This is a genomic window from Peribacillus phoenicis (assembly GCF_047238085.1).
Lineage (GTDB): Bacteria > Bacillota > Bacilli > Bacillales > DSM-1321 > Peribacillus.
Genome location: NZ_JBDFMF010000001.1, coordinates 4,081,648 through 4,101,226, shown reverse-complemented (window position 1 = coordinate 4,101,226; position 19,579 = coordinate 4,081,648). Strand labels below are relative to the sequence as shown.

The 19,579-nt window shown below is 37.7% G+C and carries 17 protein-coding genes and 2 pseudogenes; 14 read left to right on the top strand and 5 right to left on the bottom strand.

The features are described 5' to 3' along the window. Positions 1-86 precede the first annotated feature (86 nt). The 3 genes from ABC374_RS20110 to ABC374_RS20100 all read left to right on the top strand — a co-directional run bounded on the left by ABC374_RS20110 (position 87) and on the right by ABC374_RS20100 (position 3,895). Complete coding sequence (locus ABC374_RS20110; protein WP_350300065.1) at positions 87-302, top strand: hypothetical protein; 216 nt, start codon at positions 87-89, stop codon at positions 300-302. 35 nt (positions 303-337) lie between these two features. After that, a complete protein-coding gene (gene sspL / locus ABC374_RS20105) occupies positions 338-469 on the top strand; it encodes a small, acid-soluble spore protein L (protein WP_034304091.1) in 132 nt (43 codons plus the stop codon). A gap of 255 nt (positions 470-724) precedes the next feature. Further along, complete coding sequence (locus ABC374_RS20100) at positions 725-3,895, top strand: ATP-binding cassette domain-containing protein (RefSeq protein WP_413019550.1); 3,171 nt, start codon at positions 725-727, stop codon at positions 3,893-3,895. 522 nt (positions 3,896-4,417) lie between these two features. Here the strand turns inward: ABC374_RS20100 and ABC374_RS20095 are convergent. After that, positions 4,418-5,686 (bottom strand): ATP-binding protein, encoded by a 1,269-nt coding sequence (locus tag ABC374_RS20095; protein ID WP_413019549.1) that lies wholly within the window; start codon positions 5,684-5,686, stop codon positions 4,418-4,420. A 214-nt stretch (positions 5,687-5,900) separates the two neighbouring features. Here ABC374_RS20095 and ABC374_RS20090 point away from each other — a divergent pair, with 214 nt between their 5' ends. From ABC374_RS20090 to ABC374_RS20080, 3 genes are all read left to right on the top strand, one after another. Further along, entirely contained in the window at positions 5,901-6,362 is a 462-nt protein-coding gene (locus tag ABC374_RS20090; protein ID WP_413019548.1) for an SRPBCC family protein, read from the top strand. 1,482 nt (positions 6,363-7,844) lie between these two features. After that, complete coding sequence (locus ABC374_RS20085; protein ID WP_413019547.1) at positions 7,845-8,546, top strand: hypothetical protein; 702 nt, start codon at positions 7,845-7,847, stop codon at positions 8,544-8,546. Next, positions 8,515-9,264 carry a hypothetical protein gene (locus tag ABC374_RS20080; protein WP_413019546.1) on the top strand — a complete coding sequence of 250 codons (750 nt, stop codon included), beginning with the start codon at positions 8,515-8,517 and terminating at the stop codon, positions 9,262-9,264. The genes ABC374_RS20085 and ABC374_RS20080 overlap by 32 nt, the downstream gene beginning before the upstream one ends. 402 nt (positions 9,265-9,666) lie before the next feature. Here ABC374_RS20080 and ABC374_RS20075 read toward each other — a convergent pair whose 3' ends face one another. Further along, a complete protein-coding gene (locus ABC374_RS20075) occupies positions 9,667-10,650 on the bottom strand; it encodes an ornithine cyclodeaminase family protein (RefSeq protein ID WP_413019545.1) in 984 nt (327 codons plus the stop codon). A gap of 33 nt (positions 10,651-10,683) precedes the next feature. Beyond that, positions 10,684-11,982: an MFS transporter gene (locus ABC374_RS20070; protein ID WP_413020406.1), complete on the bottom strand. Its 1,299-nt coding sequence runs from the start codon at positions 11,980-11,982 to the stop codon at positions 10,684-10,686. Between the two features lie 172 nt (positions 11,983-12,154). On the opposite strand from ABC374_RS20070, the gene ABC374_RS20065 reads away from it, so the two are divergent. The 6 genes and pseudogenes from ABC374_RS20065 (at position 12,155) to ABC374_RS20045 (ending at position 15,138) form a co-directional block, all read left to right on the top strand. Then, positions 12,155-12,667 (top strand): helix-turn-helix domain-containing protein, encoded by a 513-nt coding sequence (locus ABC374_RS20065; protein ID WP_260358546.1) that lies wholly within the window; start codon positions 12,155-12,157, stop codon positions 12,665-12,667. Positions 12,668-12,746: 79 nt separating this feature from the next. Beyond that, a pseudogene (locus ABC374_RS28765) lies at positions 12,747-12,862 on the top strand (IS1595 family transposase); the annotation flags it as partial. Positions 12,863-12,910: 48 nt separating this feature from the next. Further along, the gene (locus tag ABC374_RS20060) at positions 12,911-13,072 is read left to right on the top strand and encodes a hypothetical protein (RefSeq protein ID WP_413019544.1); all 162 of its coding nucleotides are present in this window, start codon (positions 12,911-12,913) and stop codon (positions 13,070-13,072) included. A gap of 410 nt (positions 13,073-13,482) precedes the next feature. Beyond that, positions 13,483-14,169, top strand: coding sequence for a cell surface protein (locus tag ABC374_RS20055; RefSeq protein WP_413019543.1), 687 nt, complete (start codon positions 13,483-13,485; stop codon positions 14,167-14,169). A gap of 80 nt (positions 14,170-14,249) precedes the next feature. Then, positions 14,250-14,399 carry a hypothetical protein gene (locus tag ABC374_RS20050; RefSeq protein ID WP_413019542.1) on the top strand — a complete coding sequence of 50 codons (150 nt, stop codon included), beginning with the start codon at positions 14,250-14,252 and terminating at the stop codon, positions 14,397-14,399. Positions 14,400-14,811: 412 nt separating this feature from the next. Continuing rightward, positions 14,812-15,138: a hypothetical protein gene (locus ABC374_RS20045; protein ID WP_413019541.1), complete on the top strand. Its 327-nt coding sequence runs from the start codon at positions 14,812-14,814 to the stop codon at positions 15,136-15,138. A 197-nt stretch (positions 15,139-15,335) separates the two neighbouring features. On the opposite strand, the gene ABC374_RS20040 is transcribed toward ABC374_RS20045, so the two are convergent. Beyond that, entirely contained in the window at positions 15,336-16,526 is a 1,191-nt protein-coding gene (locus ABC374_RS20040) for an MFS transporter (RefSeq protein ID WP_350300055.1), read from the bottom strand. Positions 16,527-17,075: 549 nt separating this feature from the next. Next, a pseudogene (locus ABC374_RS20035) lies at positions 17,076-17,870 on the bottom strand (alpha/beta hydrolase). A gap of 293 nt (positions 17,871-18,163) precedes the next feature. On the opposite strand from ABC374_RS20035, the gene ABC374_RS20030 reads away from it, so the two are divergent. Together ABC374_RS20030 and ABC374_RS20025 are read left to right on the top strand one after the other, a co-directional pair. Then, positions 18,164-18,913, top strand: a complete 750-nt coding sequence (locus ABC374_RS20030) for a methionine ABC transporter ATP-binding protein (RefSeq protein WP_413019540.1) — start codon at positions 18,164-18,166, stop codon at positions 18,911-18,913. Beyond that, the gene (locus ABC374_RS20025) at positions 18,906-19,568 is read left to right on the top strand and encodes a methionine ABC transporter permease (protein ID WP_350300052.1); all 663 of its coding nucleotides are present in this window, start codon (positions 18,906-18,908) and stop codon (positions 19,566-19,568) included. Before ABC374_RS20030 ends, ABC374_RS20025 begins: the two co-directional genes overlap by 8 nt. Positions 19,569-19,579: the final 11 nt, after the last annotated feature.

Below are 19,579 nucleotides of genomic sequence, written 5' to 3'. Positions count from 1 at the left end.
AGTGCTTCCTTTTTTCTCCTTTAATTTTATTGCTCTTTTATCGAAATACTATAAAAGAAAATCTTTAGGAAAAAGGAGGAGATGGATTGACTAACGAGAAAGAACAGGTGGAAACGGGAGGAAGCCAGGTGACTGGTGAATCAACAACTCAATCAGTTAATGATGGTCATTATCATTATCCAGGGCCCATGGAAGAAGGCTATAGCGGAAATACAGGAAGAGCAGTACAGCCTGCCGGGAAAAAAGATCCTGATGTTCCTCAGAACAAAGACACATTTAATTACACCCGTAATTTAAAGTAGATCCGTCCAACATCATATACTTGGAGGTGAAGGAAATGAGTAAAAAGACAGGAAGAGGTCGCATCGCACCAAGTGTTAACCCGCAGGGACATGGAAAAGATGTGGAATTCTCCACCGAGCCTAAAAGCGATCTTGAAAACAAGGCAAAAAAGTCTAATACAAAATAAGTGTATTGGATAAAAATGTGGTCATACTTTATAAGAAATGCCCTTCTCTTAGTCGAGAGGGGCTTTTATAATCTATAAGAAGGCTTTAAAAAAATTCAATCCTTACTCCTCGTTTTTTGTCGATGAATCATACGTTTTTGAAACAGCGTAATGTGAAAGAATAGAAGGATGGGGTACCGTTAAAAAAAATACCAAATACATATACTGCTGTGCTAATATGAAAGACTGAGCTTAAAAAAATGAGAGGAGTTACAAATGAAAATAAATCGATTAATAGCGAATAATATATGCCATTTAGATTCATCACTGCCAGACGACCAATCATTAGGAATTGCTGGTTTATCAGGTTCCGGGAAGACGACTTTTTGTCAAACCATTGGCGAAGAATCCAAGAAGCGTCTCGTTTCCTTATTGCCGAAGTCTGAATATCAGTATTTATTCCCTAATATTATGGAAACCAACTTCAGTGCCATCAAGATGGAGGAAATGCCTCTGGTCCTTTTTCTCGGCAAATCATCCATTTCAGCTAATCTCCGTTCGACCATTGGCACACATACTGGTGTGTTTAAAGAGATTCGTGTTTGTCTTGCAGAAAAATTCAATCTTTCTCCGGAAGTTTTTTCATTTAATAATGCCTTAGGCTGGTGCCCCACTTGTAAAGGACGCGGTACGACGAAAAATGTCGAATGTCCAAAGTGTGAGGGGAAGCGCTACAATCAAGAAGTCGAGCAATATACCATTGAATTATTAGATCGCCCGCATACTATATCCGATATCAACAACTTAAGCATCGAAACGATCCTTTCACTCGCAGAGACATTACATATTAGTGAAGCTAAACAGCATATTCTCCAAAATATAATCAATATGAATATTGGTTATTTAGGCTTGAACCGTATTATGGGGACAGTGTCAGGAGGGGAATTAACCCGGCTTTACTTGGCCGAATTCATGGCAACAAGTGAAAATACCGTGATCATCATCGATGAAATCTCCGTCGGTCTTGATCATCAAACCCTTTTGAAAATTTTGGAACAGATTAAGCAATTAGGTTATAAAAATCAAAGTTGGCTCATTGATCACTCAGACACGGTGTTGGATAGCACTGATGACCAATTGTTCTTTGGACCCGGCAGCGGAAAATATGGCGGGAAAATCGTTGAGGAATCACCGCGGCCCAAACCAATCAGCTGGAAGCGAAATGAAGCAGCGCCTACTGAATACTATCAATTTCAGGATCTTTACTGCCGTAATATTCAAATGGAAGAAATCCGGATTCCCAAGAATAGACTCGTTACCTTTACGGGGGAATCAGGCTGCGGTAAATCTACACTAGTCAATGAATGCATCTCCAAAGATTTTCAGAAGCGGTATCCAAAGGATAAGCTGGTCATGGTCGGGCAGGACCGAAATAAATCGATCACCAGCCGGTCAACCGTTGCGACGTTTCTTGATATTAAAAAGAAGCTAACCAAATACAGTGATGAAATTGATGATATTTTTCAGCGTTCAATCGAAGATATTATTGAAGAATTGCCAAAAGAAGACATCGCACATAAACGTTTGAGCTTATTGATCAAACTTGGGCTTGGTTATTTGACGTTAGAAAGAAAAACACAAACACTATCGACGGGTGAATTTCAATGTGTCCACTTAGTTTCCGAGCTGTTTGCGAAGACAAGGAACCCGCACACGCTGTTCATTTTTGACGAGCCTTCAAAAGGGTTATCGCAAAATATTTTAAACCAATTCATTGACAGTGTCAGGGTCATTCTGGAGGATGAATCCGTCTCCATCATCATGATTGAACATAATGCCTATATGCTGGAAAGCTCGGATTATATCGTGGATTTTGGCAAAAGACAGCTAACACCTGTCCAGCATCTTGACGTTGTCAGTCATGATGATTATTACAGTCACAAAGACAGTGACGATCAAGTGGAGCCATTGCATATCTCTTCGACGCTCCGGTCAAAAACTGGTATCAATTATTTACAGGAAAATCATCTGGACTATTTTAAAAACGCAGAGAACGTCTATAAGGGCGGCATTTTAAAAAGCTTATCACCAATCGCTCGTGTGATTTATGGGGAGTACGAGTCAGACACGATTGCACCTGTCATCGCCATCGACCTTGAACGGCACTTGTACAGTCAATATACGTTTCTTTATGAATTGGGCGGAATGATCAACCATATAGTGGCTGCACATCCGACCAATAAGGATACAAGAAGCTTCGATTTCTATTCTGCAGAAAATCATTGTCCAAGCTGTTCGGGACGCCGGGTCATTGAAAAATTCGATTTCGATGTAGTCATACAAGACAAAAACGTGCCATTCTGGGATGGTTTATTGCATCCGGACGTGATGGAAGTATTAAAATATTATCAGCATTCAAAACTGGAATTCCTGTTTGATGAGATCAAGAATGAACTCGGTCACGACATTAGTAAAAGCTATAATGAGATGACAGATGCCGAAAAACATACCTTCTTATATGGGTATTGGGAAAAGTCCTTTTACGATAAAGCAGGCAAGGCATCGCGAATTTGGGAAGGGTTCAATTTCATCATTGGGCGTTATATCTTTGTATCGAAATCTATCATTAAAGAGCAGATGAAAGAAACAAAAGAAATGATCGACTGTCCAGTCTGTCAAGGAACGGTTCTCAAACATCATAAAAAGCTGATGTTTGGTGATACGGACATTCGCGAGATCATCCAACAGCCAATTGATCAAGTCATCAAAATCGTAGGGAAGCTGCCGGAACTGGAGAAACTAAAAGCGATTGTGGGCGGCGATATCGCACTCACTGATGATGTGTCATTCCTTCCACGTGAAACAAAAGCGGCGTTGAAAATGCTTGAGCTCGAACTAGCAAGCTTCGTCGGCTATGAAGTGGTTTTACAAAATACCCAGCCATTCTGGGACAGCATTAAAGGCAATATCGAAGCAATCAGTAGCAAAAATCAGATTACCATCTGTGACTTTGCCAATATTAACGAAACAAGAGAAACCATTATTGATAAATATTTCACCAATGGCAAATACAAAAAACTAACCTATGTCTATGAAGCATTCGGCTACAAAAAAATCGTTACCCAAATCAATAAAATTAAAGCAAGTCATAAATGCCCATTCTGTAATGGCAAGAAAGTCATTTCAGAAGACAACATCCATGACGGTGTGTATAAATTAACGATTCCTTGTGTGAGCTGTCATGCCAGTGGCATCGATGATGAAGGGCGTAAAGAAATCGTCGAAGACATCGACGTCCAGACCTGGCTGACAGGGAAAGTAAGTGATGTCGTGGCTGAAAGTGAACGTACCGAGGCCGTGGCCGATATCCCCATTTTCGCCCGGATTCGGGAATTGAACAAACGAGACATGATGGCCGTTTATCAATGCCTTGACCAGAAAAAATAAAGTAAAAAGTCCGCCGATAATGGCGGACTTTTATTTTGCGGACATAAGGGGTTAAGAGTCCGAAAAGTGAGGTGAAGTTCGAAAAAATTCGCGAACGGTCGAATATAGTGCCTCAACGGTCGAATACTATGCGGGGTAGGTCGAATACTGAGCGTGAACGGTCGAATGCTATGTGGTTTAGGTCGAATACTGTGCGTGAACGGCCGAATATTGTGTGGTTTAGGTCGATAAACTGCGTCAACAGCCCAAGACAGTGCAGCGGGTCGAATAAACTGCTCCGGTTTTTATGTTTTTTTACTGTAATCCTTATTGGATTGAAGAAATTTGCGACACTCCTGCGAATAACTGTCTAGTCGAGACCCCACAGACGCTTGCGTCGAGGAGGCTTGGCAGACAGTCCGCGGAAAGGGAGCGGATTTCTGAAATCAACTGGAACTTCTATTAAATAAAACTGCAGGCAAATTCGCTTTTCTTCGAGTTTGTCTACAGTCTGAAGTCCGCCATTTACGGCGGACTTTTTTATTATTTTGCAGAATAATCTTCATCATAAACGGGAAGTGTTACTGAAATCGTTGTTCCCTTATTCAAAAGACTTGTTATATGAAGTGTACCATTCATCGTTTGGATGGTCTTAACAGCCACCATTGATCCCAACCCAGTCCCTTTTTCTTTGGAACTGTAATAAGGCTCGCCAAAACGATTTATTTGCTCTTTGTTCATTCCTACTCCATTGTCACTTATTTCGATAATGATGTCGAAATTATTTACATAGGAAACAATATTAAGTTCCCCGCCGTTTGGCATTGCCTCTATACCATTTTTAATGAGATTTAGGAAGCATTGCTTGAAATGCTGAATATTCCCCCGGGTAATGCCTGGAGTCAACTGATTAGATATAGTAACTAAATTCATGCTAGCCAATGGTTTGATCATTTCAATTACATATCCTATTTCACGGTTAATTGAAATAGGATCCACTTTCTCAAGTGCAGGTTTTGCAAATGCTAAGTATTCACTAATAATGGATTCTGCACTATTAAGCTCCCTGACAATATGCTCTATATATTGTTCTTTTACTTCCTGAGTCAGATCAGGAGTCTTTAGCAGTTGAACAAATCCTTTCACAACCGTTAAAGGATTTCTAACTTCATGTGAAATGCTTGCTGCAAGCTGACTGACTACCTCCATTTTTTCAAGCCTTATCATTTGTGTCCGGATTAAAATGGCATCTTTTAAAATTTCCATTATATATACAGCTAAAGCAATAATGAAAGGAGGGAGGATAATAAAGTAAAATACATACGCCTCCGTTATTCGAAAATAATCAGACATAACGAGTGAAATGAAGCTCGTTAGGATTCCAAGAAACAGAATTAATAGTATCGAGCTATTAATCTTATTTTTTCGATTGAAATTTTTGAATTTGGAAGAAAATAGAGCCGTTATAATAAATATTACGATATATACAATTAACGTAAGTAAATTGAAACCATAAAAAGCAAACCTAAAAGTTAATATGATGACTAACAGGGCAGCCCCTACAGGCCAGCCACCATAAAGGGTCCCTATTATAAAAGGAATTTGCCTGAGATCGTGGACACAATATTCATCGATATAAATAGGAAACTTCATACATAAAATAATAGGAATGCTCATGCATGCAGTAATAAGGGTCTTGCCATACTGACTTAACCTTTTGCCATGATCTAATAAAATGTAATATATCAAAATGCTTACTAAGATATAAAAGAGATTATCTAATATGTTTTGATTAATATAAATAAAATTCATAGGATTCTCCTGAAAAAGTAACCGTTTGGTTTATTATACAAGAATAACACCAAAAAAGAGAATCTTAATAAGTAATTTATTTACAGAACGACATTTAAATTCAAAAAGAGTTGGTTAATGTATCTAATGTAACTTGAATTATTTGCCGATTAATCAGTTCGAAATTTGGTTTTACATAATAAAGGAAATATAATAGAGACAGAGGTGATTTTCATTGAAAAAATGGACAAAAGAAATAGAAATAAATGCCCCAATTGAACAGGTATGGAAGTTTCTTGACGGTTCTGTAGAAAATATGCAAAAAATCATGCCTCAAGTAGTTGAACACAAGCCCGTTAAAATAACGGAAGAAATGGTTGGAAGCGTATATCGTCAAAAATATAGAGAAGGAAAACGAACAGAAGAGTATGATATAGAAACATTAGAGTATTTGAATGAAACTAATGAGAAAAAGCTTAAAGTAGGCTTCATACTTGCAAAAATGTTTGATATTACCGCTTTATATGAACTAAATAAAATCAATGACAATAGAACTTCCTTTACATATACAGTCACCAGTCGGCCATTAAAGTGGTTTTTGAAATTATTATTATTATTTGCTACCGATAAAGTGGTCGTTGAATTTTTAGATCGTGTCAAAAAGGTAGCTGAAGCAGAAACGGGTAGATCAGAATGAATTAAGTCAATCTTCCGCATTATAGGGGGCATACAACTTGCTCATATTTGGAGGGTATGCTTTGATCGTTTCATTCCACTGCAGGCACTCGCTTTCCGCTGGCGGTCCGCCCTCGGCGCTTTTGCGCCTGCGGGGTCTCCCCCTGGATGCGTATTCCCGCAGGAGTCTCGTACACCCGCTCCAATCAACTCTGCATGAAAACTGAATCGACACAGCAACACAGATAGAAAATGATCCATCTTTTTTCAAGATGGATTCTTTTTATTTGTCGTAAATAGGGTCTGAGGAGGAGTTTTTGACTGGTGCTTACTCCAAATAGGGAGTTGCTTGAAGTTATTTTTCTAAAGTTACAGTATCGGAGTAGGAGTAAAGGTAGGATTAGAAGAAAATAAGTAATTCTAAAAAACAGTGGTTAAAACAAAATTAAAATTAGGTGGTGAAGTTTGATATTGATGTCTACAAATAAAGAGAATTATAAAAAGGCTTTAAATTTCGGATTATTATTTTATGCGATATTCGTGGGGTTAAGTGGAACAATTTCCTTTGCAGTTCTATTATTTTGGGTTGTCCCAAAAGATCAAATATCAACAATATTAGTACCTTTACTTTTCGTAGCTTTATTTCTCTATGGTACTTGTGCCATATCTATACTTATTCGTTCAAAAATCAATAAAAAATAGGGATGATATAATGATTATTTCAGAATTAAAACTTTTACTCTCGAGAAATGTTGGAAATGCAAACTATATGTATAAATTCATTAATCGTTCAAACCCTTGGCACTTCTAGTGTCAGGGGCTTTTTATTTGTGGGGGAAAGGTATCACATGAGAGGTGTAACGGTTTTCTAACTCTTACTAATTTTCTTGAGTATTCTTATATATTTTGGTTTTTAAGAGTGGATCACAGAAAGAAATATTCCATATGTGAAATTTCTGATTTCAAAATTGGAATCTATAAATTTTAGTTCTTGGTTAATATGTGATTATGGAAATGAAAATTAATAAAGGAGGATAAGAAAATGCAAAAACAGTTAATGATGGTAGGCAGTTTGTGTGTTTTGTTGAGTACGTTTAATTTAAAGCTGTATTGACAGAAATAAATATGAGTAATGATGTAAATGAAAGTATAGAAGTATATGAAAATATGTATGAGTTGTCTCTGAATTTACCGGGGGAACTTGAAGGTATTAACACCTTTTAAGAGGACCATACATGAAGTAGCGTTTGAACCATTTTCGGAGGTAAGGAACTTGGAGGAAAAGTAACAAAATAAAATATGATTTGGAATTTAAACAGGAGACAAATGGTAAGAAAAAAGTGTGGGATGTATAGATCAATTAGACTTAGTTGTTAGCGCCCCAATCCTAAACAAGACTCTCGAAAACGTTTCATTAATGACCAAATATACAAAAAAATATAATATGTGTAACTTTATACATAACATGTATGTTGATATTTAATTAGAATAGTGAGGGTGTATTTTGAGTAAAACAAAAAAAATATTAAAAGGTAGTTTTGTTGTACTTTTGTCTTTGCTTTTTTTCTTTAGTAGTTATTCAGTTAATTTCTTTGCCAAAGCTAATGATAGGAAAGAAAACACGAATGAATCATCGGAAGAAAAGAATATAGTTATTTTTGCTGATGATGAAACAAGTACAGAAGAAACGGTTAATACTGTTGTTGAAGAAAATAGTGATCCGGAGTTTGAAGATATTCGAGATAAAGTTGATAATAATGAATTGAACGTTAGCGTTGTTTCCCCCGATAATAAAAGAGATTTTGAGAAATCTAATTCTATTGCTGCTGATGCGGCTGTTGTTGAAGGTAATAAATTATATAAAGATTTTTTGAAAGCTGAAATAGAAGGTGGTAAAAGAGTATTTCTTTACGGTGATGTTCAAGCAGAGGATTATAAAGAAATCTTAGATTTAGATAAACTTTCAGTTAAAGAGAATAATGGACAGTTAGAATTTGGTTTGAGTGAAGAAGAATTGAATAAAAAAGCAATTGAAAATGGTAAAGAATTTGTTGACGAAAAACCTTCAGACGATGAAGTGAATGAAAAAGGTACTCTTGATGCTGCTGATTCTGAATATACAAGTCATGTAATAGGGTATACAATAGATAAAAGTCAAGAACTTCAGTTTGTAGATGTTTCTATTAATAATTTCGAATTTCGATGAAAATGGTAATTCAATTCCCAACACAAAAGAAATGCTGTTACAAGAGGTTTTAAATACTCAATCAGAGATTATTGATATTGAAAATGAAATTAATCAAGAAAAAAATACAACTGATGCTTCTACTTTTATTACTAATAATAAAGTAAAAGCAGAAAGTGTAAGAGTTAAAAATAAATATGATTTGGTTGAAAAAGGATATCGTCTTGGACTTTTGGTTGCTAGAATGGATACAGATTGGCACTTGTACAAGCAAAATAGCGAAAAGAGTAAAAAATATGATTATTTCACTTTAAAACCTATAACTCAAGTCACAAGTTATAAAGGAATATGGGCTAGATCTATTTATACGAATATAGATATACCAGCAGATACAGATCATTTAGACGATTGGGGTCCTATGGGAGACAAAGGGACGTCTTCTGTTAACTTGTCACTAGGTTATCCGTTTTCATTAGGGATTTCCATGAATTTCGGGGAAAATCTAAAAATTGATGATCGATCTAGTTTGGCATATGATTATGCTAGATGGCAGTTAAATGATGGAGCAACGGATTTAAATAGAAATATAAGTGGAAAAACCTTTAACCCTGCTGCTGGTTGGGCTTCCACAGGAACTTATGCTAGAGCTGGATTAACTGTTATAGGTAAATTTGATAATTATATAACACTAACGACTAAATCGGATGTAAGTTATGATTATAATAAGGCCACTTACTAAAGAGAGGTATAAGTTTTCATGAATAATACAACTTTTAAAATAATCCTTTTAATATTACTGAGTATTTTAATAGTAGTTCAAATATTTATGACAAAAGCAGTATTTGATGTTATTGACCAACTGACAAATATTGCTCAGACATTACCTGGTCTATTGAATCAATAAGGTTATCACGAAAACGACACTGCTATTTTAATTGGTAGTGTTTTTTTGTTTAGAGGGTAGTCATAATAAAAAAAGCGACCGTGATAAAGACTTGATCGCTTGTAAAAGATAAGGGTTATTTAAAAGGCCCTTCCGAAAGAAGGGTCTCTTATTTTAAAGATGAAATGTTACTGCAAGCTAAGGCAAATAAATAGGGTTGTTATTACATTCAGCGATAGCGAAATGTACAAGCTTCTGTTATACCTCAATCTCCATCCCGATGTTCCGTTCTTTCGATTGGCAGTAAACACCTTTTGCCACAGCGAGGTCAAAGTAAGCAGCACCGACTGACTTAAAGAAGGTAATTTCCTCTTCATTTTCCCTGCCTGTTTTGGTCCGCATGACAAGTTCAAAAAGCTCCCCATGAATATCATTAAACGACCAATTTCCCTGATTGGCTGCAGAAATGAGTTCTCCTGCCTCATCCTTCACGCCAGCCAAATCGTCGACGATAATTTTAGCAGCGCGTGATACCGTGGTATTATCCACTTCTTTCATATGCGGCAAGTAAGACCCGACCCCGTTAATGTGTGTGCCTGGCTTTAAATCCAGTCCATTAAATACAGGCTCATTCGAGCGGGTTGCACAGCAAATGATATCTGCTTGACGAACAGCTGCTGAAACATCTTCGCAAACTTCAAAAGGAACGGTTACTCCGAATGCCCGCAGCTTTTCACCGAATTTCTGCGCTTTCTCTGGTGTGCGATTTACTAATAAAATACGCTCAATGTCCCTTACGGCTAACACACCGATTGCTTGTTCAAATCCCATAGCCCCTGTCCCGATGATCGTGAGAACCCTGGCGTCTTTACGAGCAAGAAAGTCTGTGGCAATGCCGCTCAATGCCCCCGTTCTAAGACGTGTTAAATATGAAGCATTCAACAGTGCTAAATGTTCACCATTTTCTGCATCTGACAACAAGATGACTCCTTGTGTTGTTGCCATCCCCCTTGAAGGATTCTTTGGAAAAATGGTAACAACTTTGACCGCCGAAACTTCTTCAGATAAATCAGCGCTTGGCATATAAAGTGCCGATGCCTCGTGTTGAGGGAAAGCAAGAACTGTGCGATGAGGGTTGTCTATTTTTCTAGCACCATGTGCACGTAATACGGCCTTTACATCCGCTATTGCGTCCTTCATTCCATATGATTGTTGAATTTCCTTTTCATTTATAACCAACATTCAATTGTCCTCCTTGAAGTAAAGATCCATAGATTACATGGCGCTACTATTATGCGTTTCGTCTAATTTCTGATTGCTGCGATCCTTAACTGCCCAAATCGCGACTAGGGAAAGGACAGATGCAAAAATAATATAGATGGCGACAGGAACATAGGAGTTATTAAACCTATTAAGTAAAGCAGTTGCAACTAGCGGCGCTGTTCCTCCTGCCAGAGCTGCCCCGATTTGATATCCAAGCGTGATGCCGGTATAACGAATACGTGCATCGAAAATTTCCGAGAACATCGTTCCAAGAACAGCTGTGATGGGAGCCCAAATTACCCCTAAACCTATCACTGTTGCAATGATTAATAGGAGTACCGATTTTTGCTGCAGCAACCAGAAGTATGGGAATGCAAACAGTGCCATCCCAATCGTTCCGCCTATAAACAGCTTTTTGCGGCCAATTTTATCGGATAACATCCCCATGAATGGTATTAAAATTGTCGTTATAATTGTTGCAATCATGACTGCAGTCAATGTAGCTGTCCGTGAGAAACCGAGATTCGAAGTAGCATATGATACGACAAATGTGCTGAAAATATAAAATGGCGCTGTTTCTACCACTTTGGCTCCCACGGCGATAATCACTTCACGCCAATAATTCTTAAGAGTTTCTACAATCGGCAGCTTTGGAACTTCTCCTGATTCCTTCACTTTTTTGAATGAAGGTGTTTCATCAATTCCTTTACGAATCCAAAGGCCAAAGAATACAAGCAGAGCACTAAAAATGAATGGTATACGCCATCCCCAAGTCATGAATGCGCTTTCAGGAAGCAGTGTCATAATAGATAAGGCAATGGTTCCAAGCAGCATTCCTATTGTAACACCCATCTGGGGAATAGCTCCGAACAAGCCCCGTTTTTCAGCGGGAGCATATTCAACGGCCAATAAAAGCGCGCCTCCCCATTCACCGCCAATTCCTAGACCCTGAACTAAGCGTAACGTGATTAATAAAATCGGCGCCCAAATACCAACGGCTTGATACGTGGGAAGAAGCCCCATCCCAAATGTTGCGACCCCCATTAAACTAAGTGTTATAACAAGTGTTTTCTTTCTCCCGATACGATCGCCAATATGGCTAAAAATCACTCCGCCAAAAGGGCGGATGAAGAATGCTAACGCAAAGGATGCATAGGAAAGCAACAGCCCTATTGTCGGATCCTCATTCACGAAGAATAGCTGGTTAAACACGAGAGCTGCAACGGTCCCATATAAAAAATAGTCAAACCACTCAATCGAACTTCCGACTAAACTCGCGATTAATATTCGCCGCATTTGTTTCTTTTCCATCATGAGTCACCCCTTTAAAATTGAAGTGTCACTTCAATTTATTATTTTCTTTATTTTAAATAATTAAAAATTTTCTGTCAATAATTTTTGATAAGTTATTAATGACAGAGCATTCATCAAATTTTGTCATGTATAATAAAGCTAGATACTATGTAAAAAAGGGGGCATCTGTATGCCTTTTGATTCAATCGGGAAAAAACTCAAATTATTGAGGAAAGAGCGAAAACTAACATTAAAGAGCCTTGCTGAACAAACAGGCGTTTCGATCAGCTTTTTATCACAAGTAGAGCGGGGAAAATCAAGCGTCACATTAGAGTCATTAAAAAAAATCGCCGATACATTAGATGTCAGCCCAAGCTTCTTTTTTTCTGAGGACCGCTCCCAAGAAAATTCAGATTACAATCATGAACAATTTCACTATCAGAATTTATCCAGCGGCATTCGTGATGCTGTTTTTTCGCCTATTCTAGTCACGTTAAAGCCAGGGGAGAATAAAGGAAGCGCTTTTTCTCATAGCGGACATGAATTCTTATTCATTATCGAAGGGAAGTTAACAGTGGAAATAGAGGGAGAAAGAATAGAACTCCATGAACAGCAGTCGTTCATGTTCGATGCTAGAAAAGCCCATTACTGGTTTAACTTCTCGGATCAAATTGTCCGGTTTTTGGTGGTGTCGTCGAAATAACGTCACAGTGTATAGCCAGTTAACGAAATAGTTGGTTGTTGTTGTAAATGAGGTCATATGTATTACAAAAGGATAGATGTTAAACAGCAAGGAATATGAGAACACAATGTCGAATAAGAAAAATATGTTGTCGCCTCTTGTCTGTTTACTGTAAATGAAACAAACAGTAAGCTTCGACGAACGGCTTCGGTATAATCACGAAATTTTATATAGGATATATTGAGTTCTGGAGGGAGCTGTATTATGCAAAAGGCAATCGTAGTTTATTATCTTAGCGAAAAGAAGAATAACTTAAGTGATTTAAATCAACTTTTGCAAGAGGGATGGAAGGTTGTCTCTCAGAGTGCCATGTCAGGTACAGGTGGTGGTCCAGTTTATTCACTTGTTACAATAGAGAAAGATTAGGAAACAAAGCTTCGGGATTCAATGCCACTAACGGGAAACGATAGTTCAATTAACCGCCTATTCAAAGGGCGGTTTTTTCTTTTGGGGTAAAACAACTTAAGATTTAACATAGCCTATCGGAAAGAAAGGGGAGTTTTCCATATGTGAAAATCCTGAATTCAATTTTGGAACCTATCAATCGGGATTTATGGTTATTATGCCATTATAGGAATGAAAATTAAAAATGGGTGGAGAAAAAATGAAAAAACATTTGATGATAATACACCTTTCCTTACTGAATGATAAATAGGATCATACCATTCTATAAGTTATTATTCTTTTCCTTCTTGCACAATAAATGTTACAGCAGGTATTTAAAGCTTATACCGCTGCTTATAAGAAATACTAACAGGAAGAGGAGGGGTGAAAAAATGGGTAAGAAAAAAGTTCAGTTACTTGCTTCACTATTATTTATAGTTAGTCTTTCTTTGATAGTTTCAGCTTGTTCTAATTCCAAGAAAGATGTAAGTAATGTAAGTTCGGAGGATAAAAAAAATCTAAAGGTAATTCAAATGGATGGTACTTTTGCTGTAGATGTGGATGATCCAAATGAAACTGTAGGTGATGCAGATTACGTTTTTATAGGCCGAGTCGATGAAGACGTTGACACTCTATACAAAGATCCTGTAACAATTGAAACTAGTGACGGTGCTAAAGAGGTTTCAACACCGTATACAAATTACCAAGTTACTGTCCTGCAAAATATAAAGGGTGATCTAGTTACAGATACTTCCATACCAATTCAAAAGGCTGGAGGGATAAATGAAGATGGCTCTTCTGTTGTTTTGTATGAAGATGATACATTACCGGAAGAAGGAAAATCATATGTGTTTTTAGCGTATGCACAAGATGATGGTTCATTATTAGTATCAGCTCCAAATTCGAATGAATACGTTGAAGGTATTAAGCGAGATGTGACTAGTGAAAAAATGGAAAAAGGTAAAGCTTCTTTGAACGAGGAAGCCACAGAGGTAGTTTCTGAGTATGAAAATGCATATGAAAATGAAATACCTACAGATAGAGACCGTTCAGAATCTGAATTTGATGATGAGCAATAAAAATTAAGAGAAAAAAAGCCGTTTATGAAGTGAACCCAAAAGTTAGACACTTTATTTCCTTATGAGGGCATGAAACCGATTTGGCATATGATTATGCTGGATGGCAGTTAAATGATAGATCAACGAATTTAAATAGAAAAATAAGTGGAAAAACCTTTAACTCTGCTGCTGGTTGGGCTTCAACAGGAACATATGCTAGAGCTGGTTTAACCGTTGTAGGTAAATGTTAATTATATAACACTAACTACTAAATCGGATGTAAGTCATGATTATATAAAGGACACATACTAAAGAGAGGTATAAGTTTTCATGAATACAACTTTTAAAATAATTCTTTTAATATTACTGAGTATTTTAATAGTAGTTCAAATATTTATTGCGACAGCACTATTTGATGTTGTCGACCAACTGATAAATATTTCTCAGACATAACCTGGTTTATTGAACCGATAAGGTTAGAGGGTAGCTAGTATTGTGAATAAAAGTAATTTTAACAGAGTTACAAGGTCAATACTTGGACGGCAAACATGGGAATACATACCTTCCACTTTATAAAAATTCTTGGAATTTAGAACCGTGGCGGCCAGTACTCATATTAAGAATTGTAATCCAGTATAGGTTATTTTTAGAAGGAGGTATAAGATGCTAATTGAAAGTATGAGTGATTTTTTTTATGAGCCAGTATACATACCTATTTTAGTGCTGCTGCTTGGATTATTATATGTAGGTATTTTAGTAGATAGTTTTACAAAAGTTAAGTTTAATATCATAGGATATTTTTTAATAGGAATATCTATAACAACATATCTTCTTGTTGGCTTGTATATGACCGGAACAGGATATTATTTAGACGGGCACGCTCCGGAAATATTAGTTTTTGGAGGTTTTGGGTTTTTAGAGCTTACCTTATTAACTTATCCTTATATATTCCTTACATTGGCGGTAACTCTAGGAAAAAAGGGCATATAATTCAGGCGGCGTAAATCGCAATTGTCCGCTTGGTTTTTAGCACCTAGTCTTTTAAAAAAAGAAGTATCAAAGAACAACTATCGTTCTTGATACTTCTTTCTTCCATTTATTTGAAGGTTTGTTTATTTTGCCATGAAAAGATTTTTGTTCTATTGGAGGTACCAAAGGAAGCATACCAATGCGTTTTTAGCTTTCTCTTATGCTGCTTTCTTTTGCTTTTGGTCTAAGCGATAACTTAGGAATGTTAGAAGACTTGCAAAGATTGCAACCAGCCCACCGACCCATGTCACATTCAGCAAATTTCCCTGGTGGTAAACAACTCCGCCCAGTGCGGAACCAAAGGCGATACCGACATTGCTTGCAACTGGCATCAGTGAAGCAGCTAGCCCTGTAGCTTTTGGTTGATAAATACCGGCAAGGTCTATCAAATAAAGCTGGGTAGATGTTGTTAAAAGGATGGCCATTAATGACATCAAGCCAATGTTAATCAATCCAAAGATAAAATGATTTGTCGTCCAATATAAACTGATCAGAACGATTGCCTGCACGAGGAAAACAAACCGGAGGCGTCCGATCGCATTGTAGCTGGCAATTTTACCAGCAAGTATGTTGCTGAAAATGGAAATGAATCCGTAGCCAAACAAGATCAAACTGATTGAACTGCCTGGTGCTTCCATTCCTTTCAGAATCGGAACAAGATACGTATAAACGGCATACGTCGCTCCAAACCCAAGAGATGGAATGAAAAAAGCCATTAAAATTCGCGGGTGTGTTAACAAAGAAAATTGATCACGCATCGAACTGCGAATTGTACTTTGCATAGTAGGCAATACGAAGAAAGATGCCAAAAACGCAATAGCTCCGAGAAAAGTCGTTAACAGGAAGGATGCATTCCAGTCGTACCATTCAGCGATGACAGTGCCTATCGGTACTCCAATCACGTTTGCAAGCGTAAAGCCACCGAAAACGAATGATATAGCAAGTCCGCGTTTAGCGATCGGCATGGTTTCACTTGCAACAACCATGGCAAGGGAAATTAAAACGCCTGTTACAATCGCAGTCAGCATCCGAAGTGCAAGGAGCATGATGTAGCTCGTCGAAATCACGCACAAAGCATTCAGAACGATGAACGAACCTATCAGAAACAACATCCATTTACGCTTTGGAAAATGACTCGTTGCCGACATCACGAGCGGTGTGGCAACGGCAAACGTAAGCGCAAACGCAGAAACGAGTGTGCCTGCTTTGGCATTTGTGATATGGAGACTCGAGGAAATATCGGTTAAGATCCCGACGATAACAAATTCGCTTGTCCCGAGAACAAATGTTAATAAAGTAAGTGTTAAGATGAGTAACCAATGTCGCTTGGTTAATTCTGTGGCGTGCATAAATACCTCTTTTCTTAGATGAATGTAAATGTGTCACAGGGTAGATAAACAATTTAACTATCATACCATAAAACATTTTCACGAGGAAAACCCTTGCTTAGTTATCGTTGATTATTTCTTGCTAAAAAGCTTGTAGCTGAATCATTCACTAATTTTTGAAAAAGCAATATAAAAGAAGAAATAACAGATTAACAAAAACATGTTTGACAGTGGGCCTATCAACTTGCTCGGGACTCTTTTTACTCAAAGCTTTTTCAATCGTAAGTGGCAACAAGTCCTTCCGTTTGGCAGAACGATCATGAGGTTATGCTGCATGCTGATTGCGATCATTGGATTGATCAAAGGCTTTTGATCACTGTTGGAAGTGAGGAAGGGTTTATGGTAGAGGATGCAAAGTTTCTATATGATGCGATGGATAAAAATCATGCTTCTGTAGTGCCACCCATTAAGAGTAGGAACTTCCTATTCGCCAATAGATAAAGACTCTTTTAAAAAGCAGCCCCCAAGACAATCACCATTCTTGGGGGCAATTGTGATGCAATCGACTAATTAACAATCCAACGTTTCGTTTTTAGTTTCTATGCCATATAACCAACGTAGTGACTTAATGAAGTAGTTAGAAAAGAATAGGTCATCATGAGTTCCTTCTGGATCTGACGCAAATAATAGATTGGATTCCAAATAGCCTTCCTTGATAAATTCAAGGTGGGCCTTCTTCGTGTAGTCAACCATATGCTTTTGTATCGTTTCTTTATAAATTCCCTCTAATTCCCCGACATATAAATAGAGCTGATGATTTTGACGATTCACAGTTGGTTTGATATGGATATTTCCTTGCCGTTCAATCTTTTCTCCTTGAAGATAGCGAAGAACATCCTCGTACCAAAAGGAAGCAGATAATGAGATATATTGATGGAATACCTCTGGATAATAATAGGAGGCAAAAATCGAAACAAGCCCTCCTAATGAGCAGCCGGAAATAGCTGTATGTGAAGGTTCAGGATTCGTAGCATAATGGGCATCTATATATGGCTTTATTTCGGTTACAACAGTATGTAAATAAATCTGTGCTTGTCCTTCAAAAGTGGGAGCATGTGGTGCAAGTGATGGTGCTTCCCACGGTGTATAGTCATTGTTGCGGTTAATTGGTTAAATTCCAATAACGATAAGTGGTTCAATTTGACCTGAAAGAATTAAATGATCGATATAGTTTGTAGCTTGTTTGGCAGTTTCTCCGCCATCATGCATATAGATTGTTCGGTATTTCTTGGTTTGATCGTAATTTGAGGGTAAGATGACACATACCTCATAGTTGGCAATTTTCTCATCAAGGTACTGAATCATGTATTTTCCTCCACGTCCTTTATGAATATTCGTATTTTAAGGTTAGAAACCAACATTTGATAATGATAACCATTATCAATTATAATGTACTCTCCATTATTTTGAAAGGAATAATCCGATTAATAGAAAAATCTAGTCATAAGGATGATAATAGGGTTAGAAGTCTTTAACTGTTAATTTGTGTCTTTGCATTAGGTCCTCATTAGTTGATAAAATAATATATTAGCTGTGTTTCTTTGATGGAACTATAAGAGCGTTATACTTACCTTTCAACAAATAGAAAGTGGGATTTTATGATTAACCTGCATCAAGTGAGTAAAAAATTTTCACAGTTTCAGGCAATTAAGTCTGTTACTTTAACAATACCTAAAGGTGAAATCCATGGAATAATCGGAGCAAGCGGAGCAGGGAAATCAACGTTGCTGCGGCTAATGAATTTGTTGGAGACCCCAGATGCGGGCGACGTGGAGGTAAACGGCCAAAGATTGACAACATTAAACAATAAAGCACTTCGGGGAGCACGGAAGTCGATTGGCATGATCTTTCAGCATTTTAATCTTGTGGCAAATAAAACGGTTTATGACAATGTGGCAGCCTCATTAGAGCTGGCAAATTATCCAAAGAAGGAACGTCGGAACCGTGTTGTAGAGTGTCTCCAATTTGTCGGATTGGAGGGTGAGATGGAGAGATACCCTGCACAATTAAGCGGGGGACAAAAGCAGCGTGTTGCCATTGCAAGGGCATTGGCAAATAACCCGCAAGTGTTATTATGTGATGAACCGACCTCTTCCCTTGATCCAAATACAACGGCTGAAATATTAGATGTGCTAGAGAACATCAACAAACGCTTCGGTGTGACGATTGTCATTGTTAGTCATGAGCTGGATGTCATTAAAAGTATATGCAATCGTGTATCGATCATGGCAGAGGGAGAGATTTATGACACGGTCTTAATCGAACCAAGCGGGATTCAAAAAAAGGATAATCGTCCAGAATACTTTATCGAACAATTAGCAGAGAATGGTGGGCTGGGTCATGCCTGAGATTTTAATTCAATATGAGGCAGAAATTTGGCAGTCAATTGGAGAAACCATTACGATGGTTGGTGTGTCCATTTTAGCTGCGATTTTGATTGGATTGCCTGTCGGGACCTTGCTATTTCTTTCTAGGAAGGGTCATTTGCTTGATAATCCGTGGGCTTTCTCGATTTTGAATTTACTTGTGAATATTATCCGTTCATTCCCATTTTTGTTATTGGTTGTTTTTTTAATCCCGTTTACAAGGCTCATAATCGGCACAGCCATTGGTACAGCATCTGCTTGCGTACCATTAGCGATCATTGCCATTGCCCATTATTCGCGATTGGTCGAGCAATCTTTATTGGATGTGCCAAAGGGTGTGATCGAGGCAGCCATTTCCATGGGGGCTTCTGTAAAGGATGTCATATTTAAATTTCTTTACGTGGAGGCTCGTTCAGGGCTTGTCCTCGGACTAACAACATCGATTATCAGCTTTATTTCCTATTCAACGATCATGGGAGTGGTCGGAGGCGGCGGTATCGGCGACTTTGCCATCAGGTATGGCTATCAGCAGTTTAAAACAGAGCTAATGATTTATATGATTATCATTATGATTATTCTAGTACAGCTTATCCAATTTATTGGAACAGCTGTAGCCAGAATGATTGATAAAAGATAAATAATGGAGGG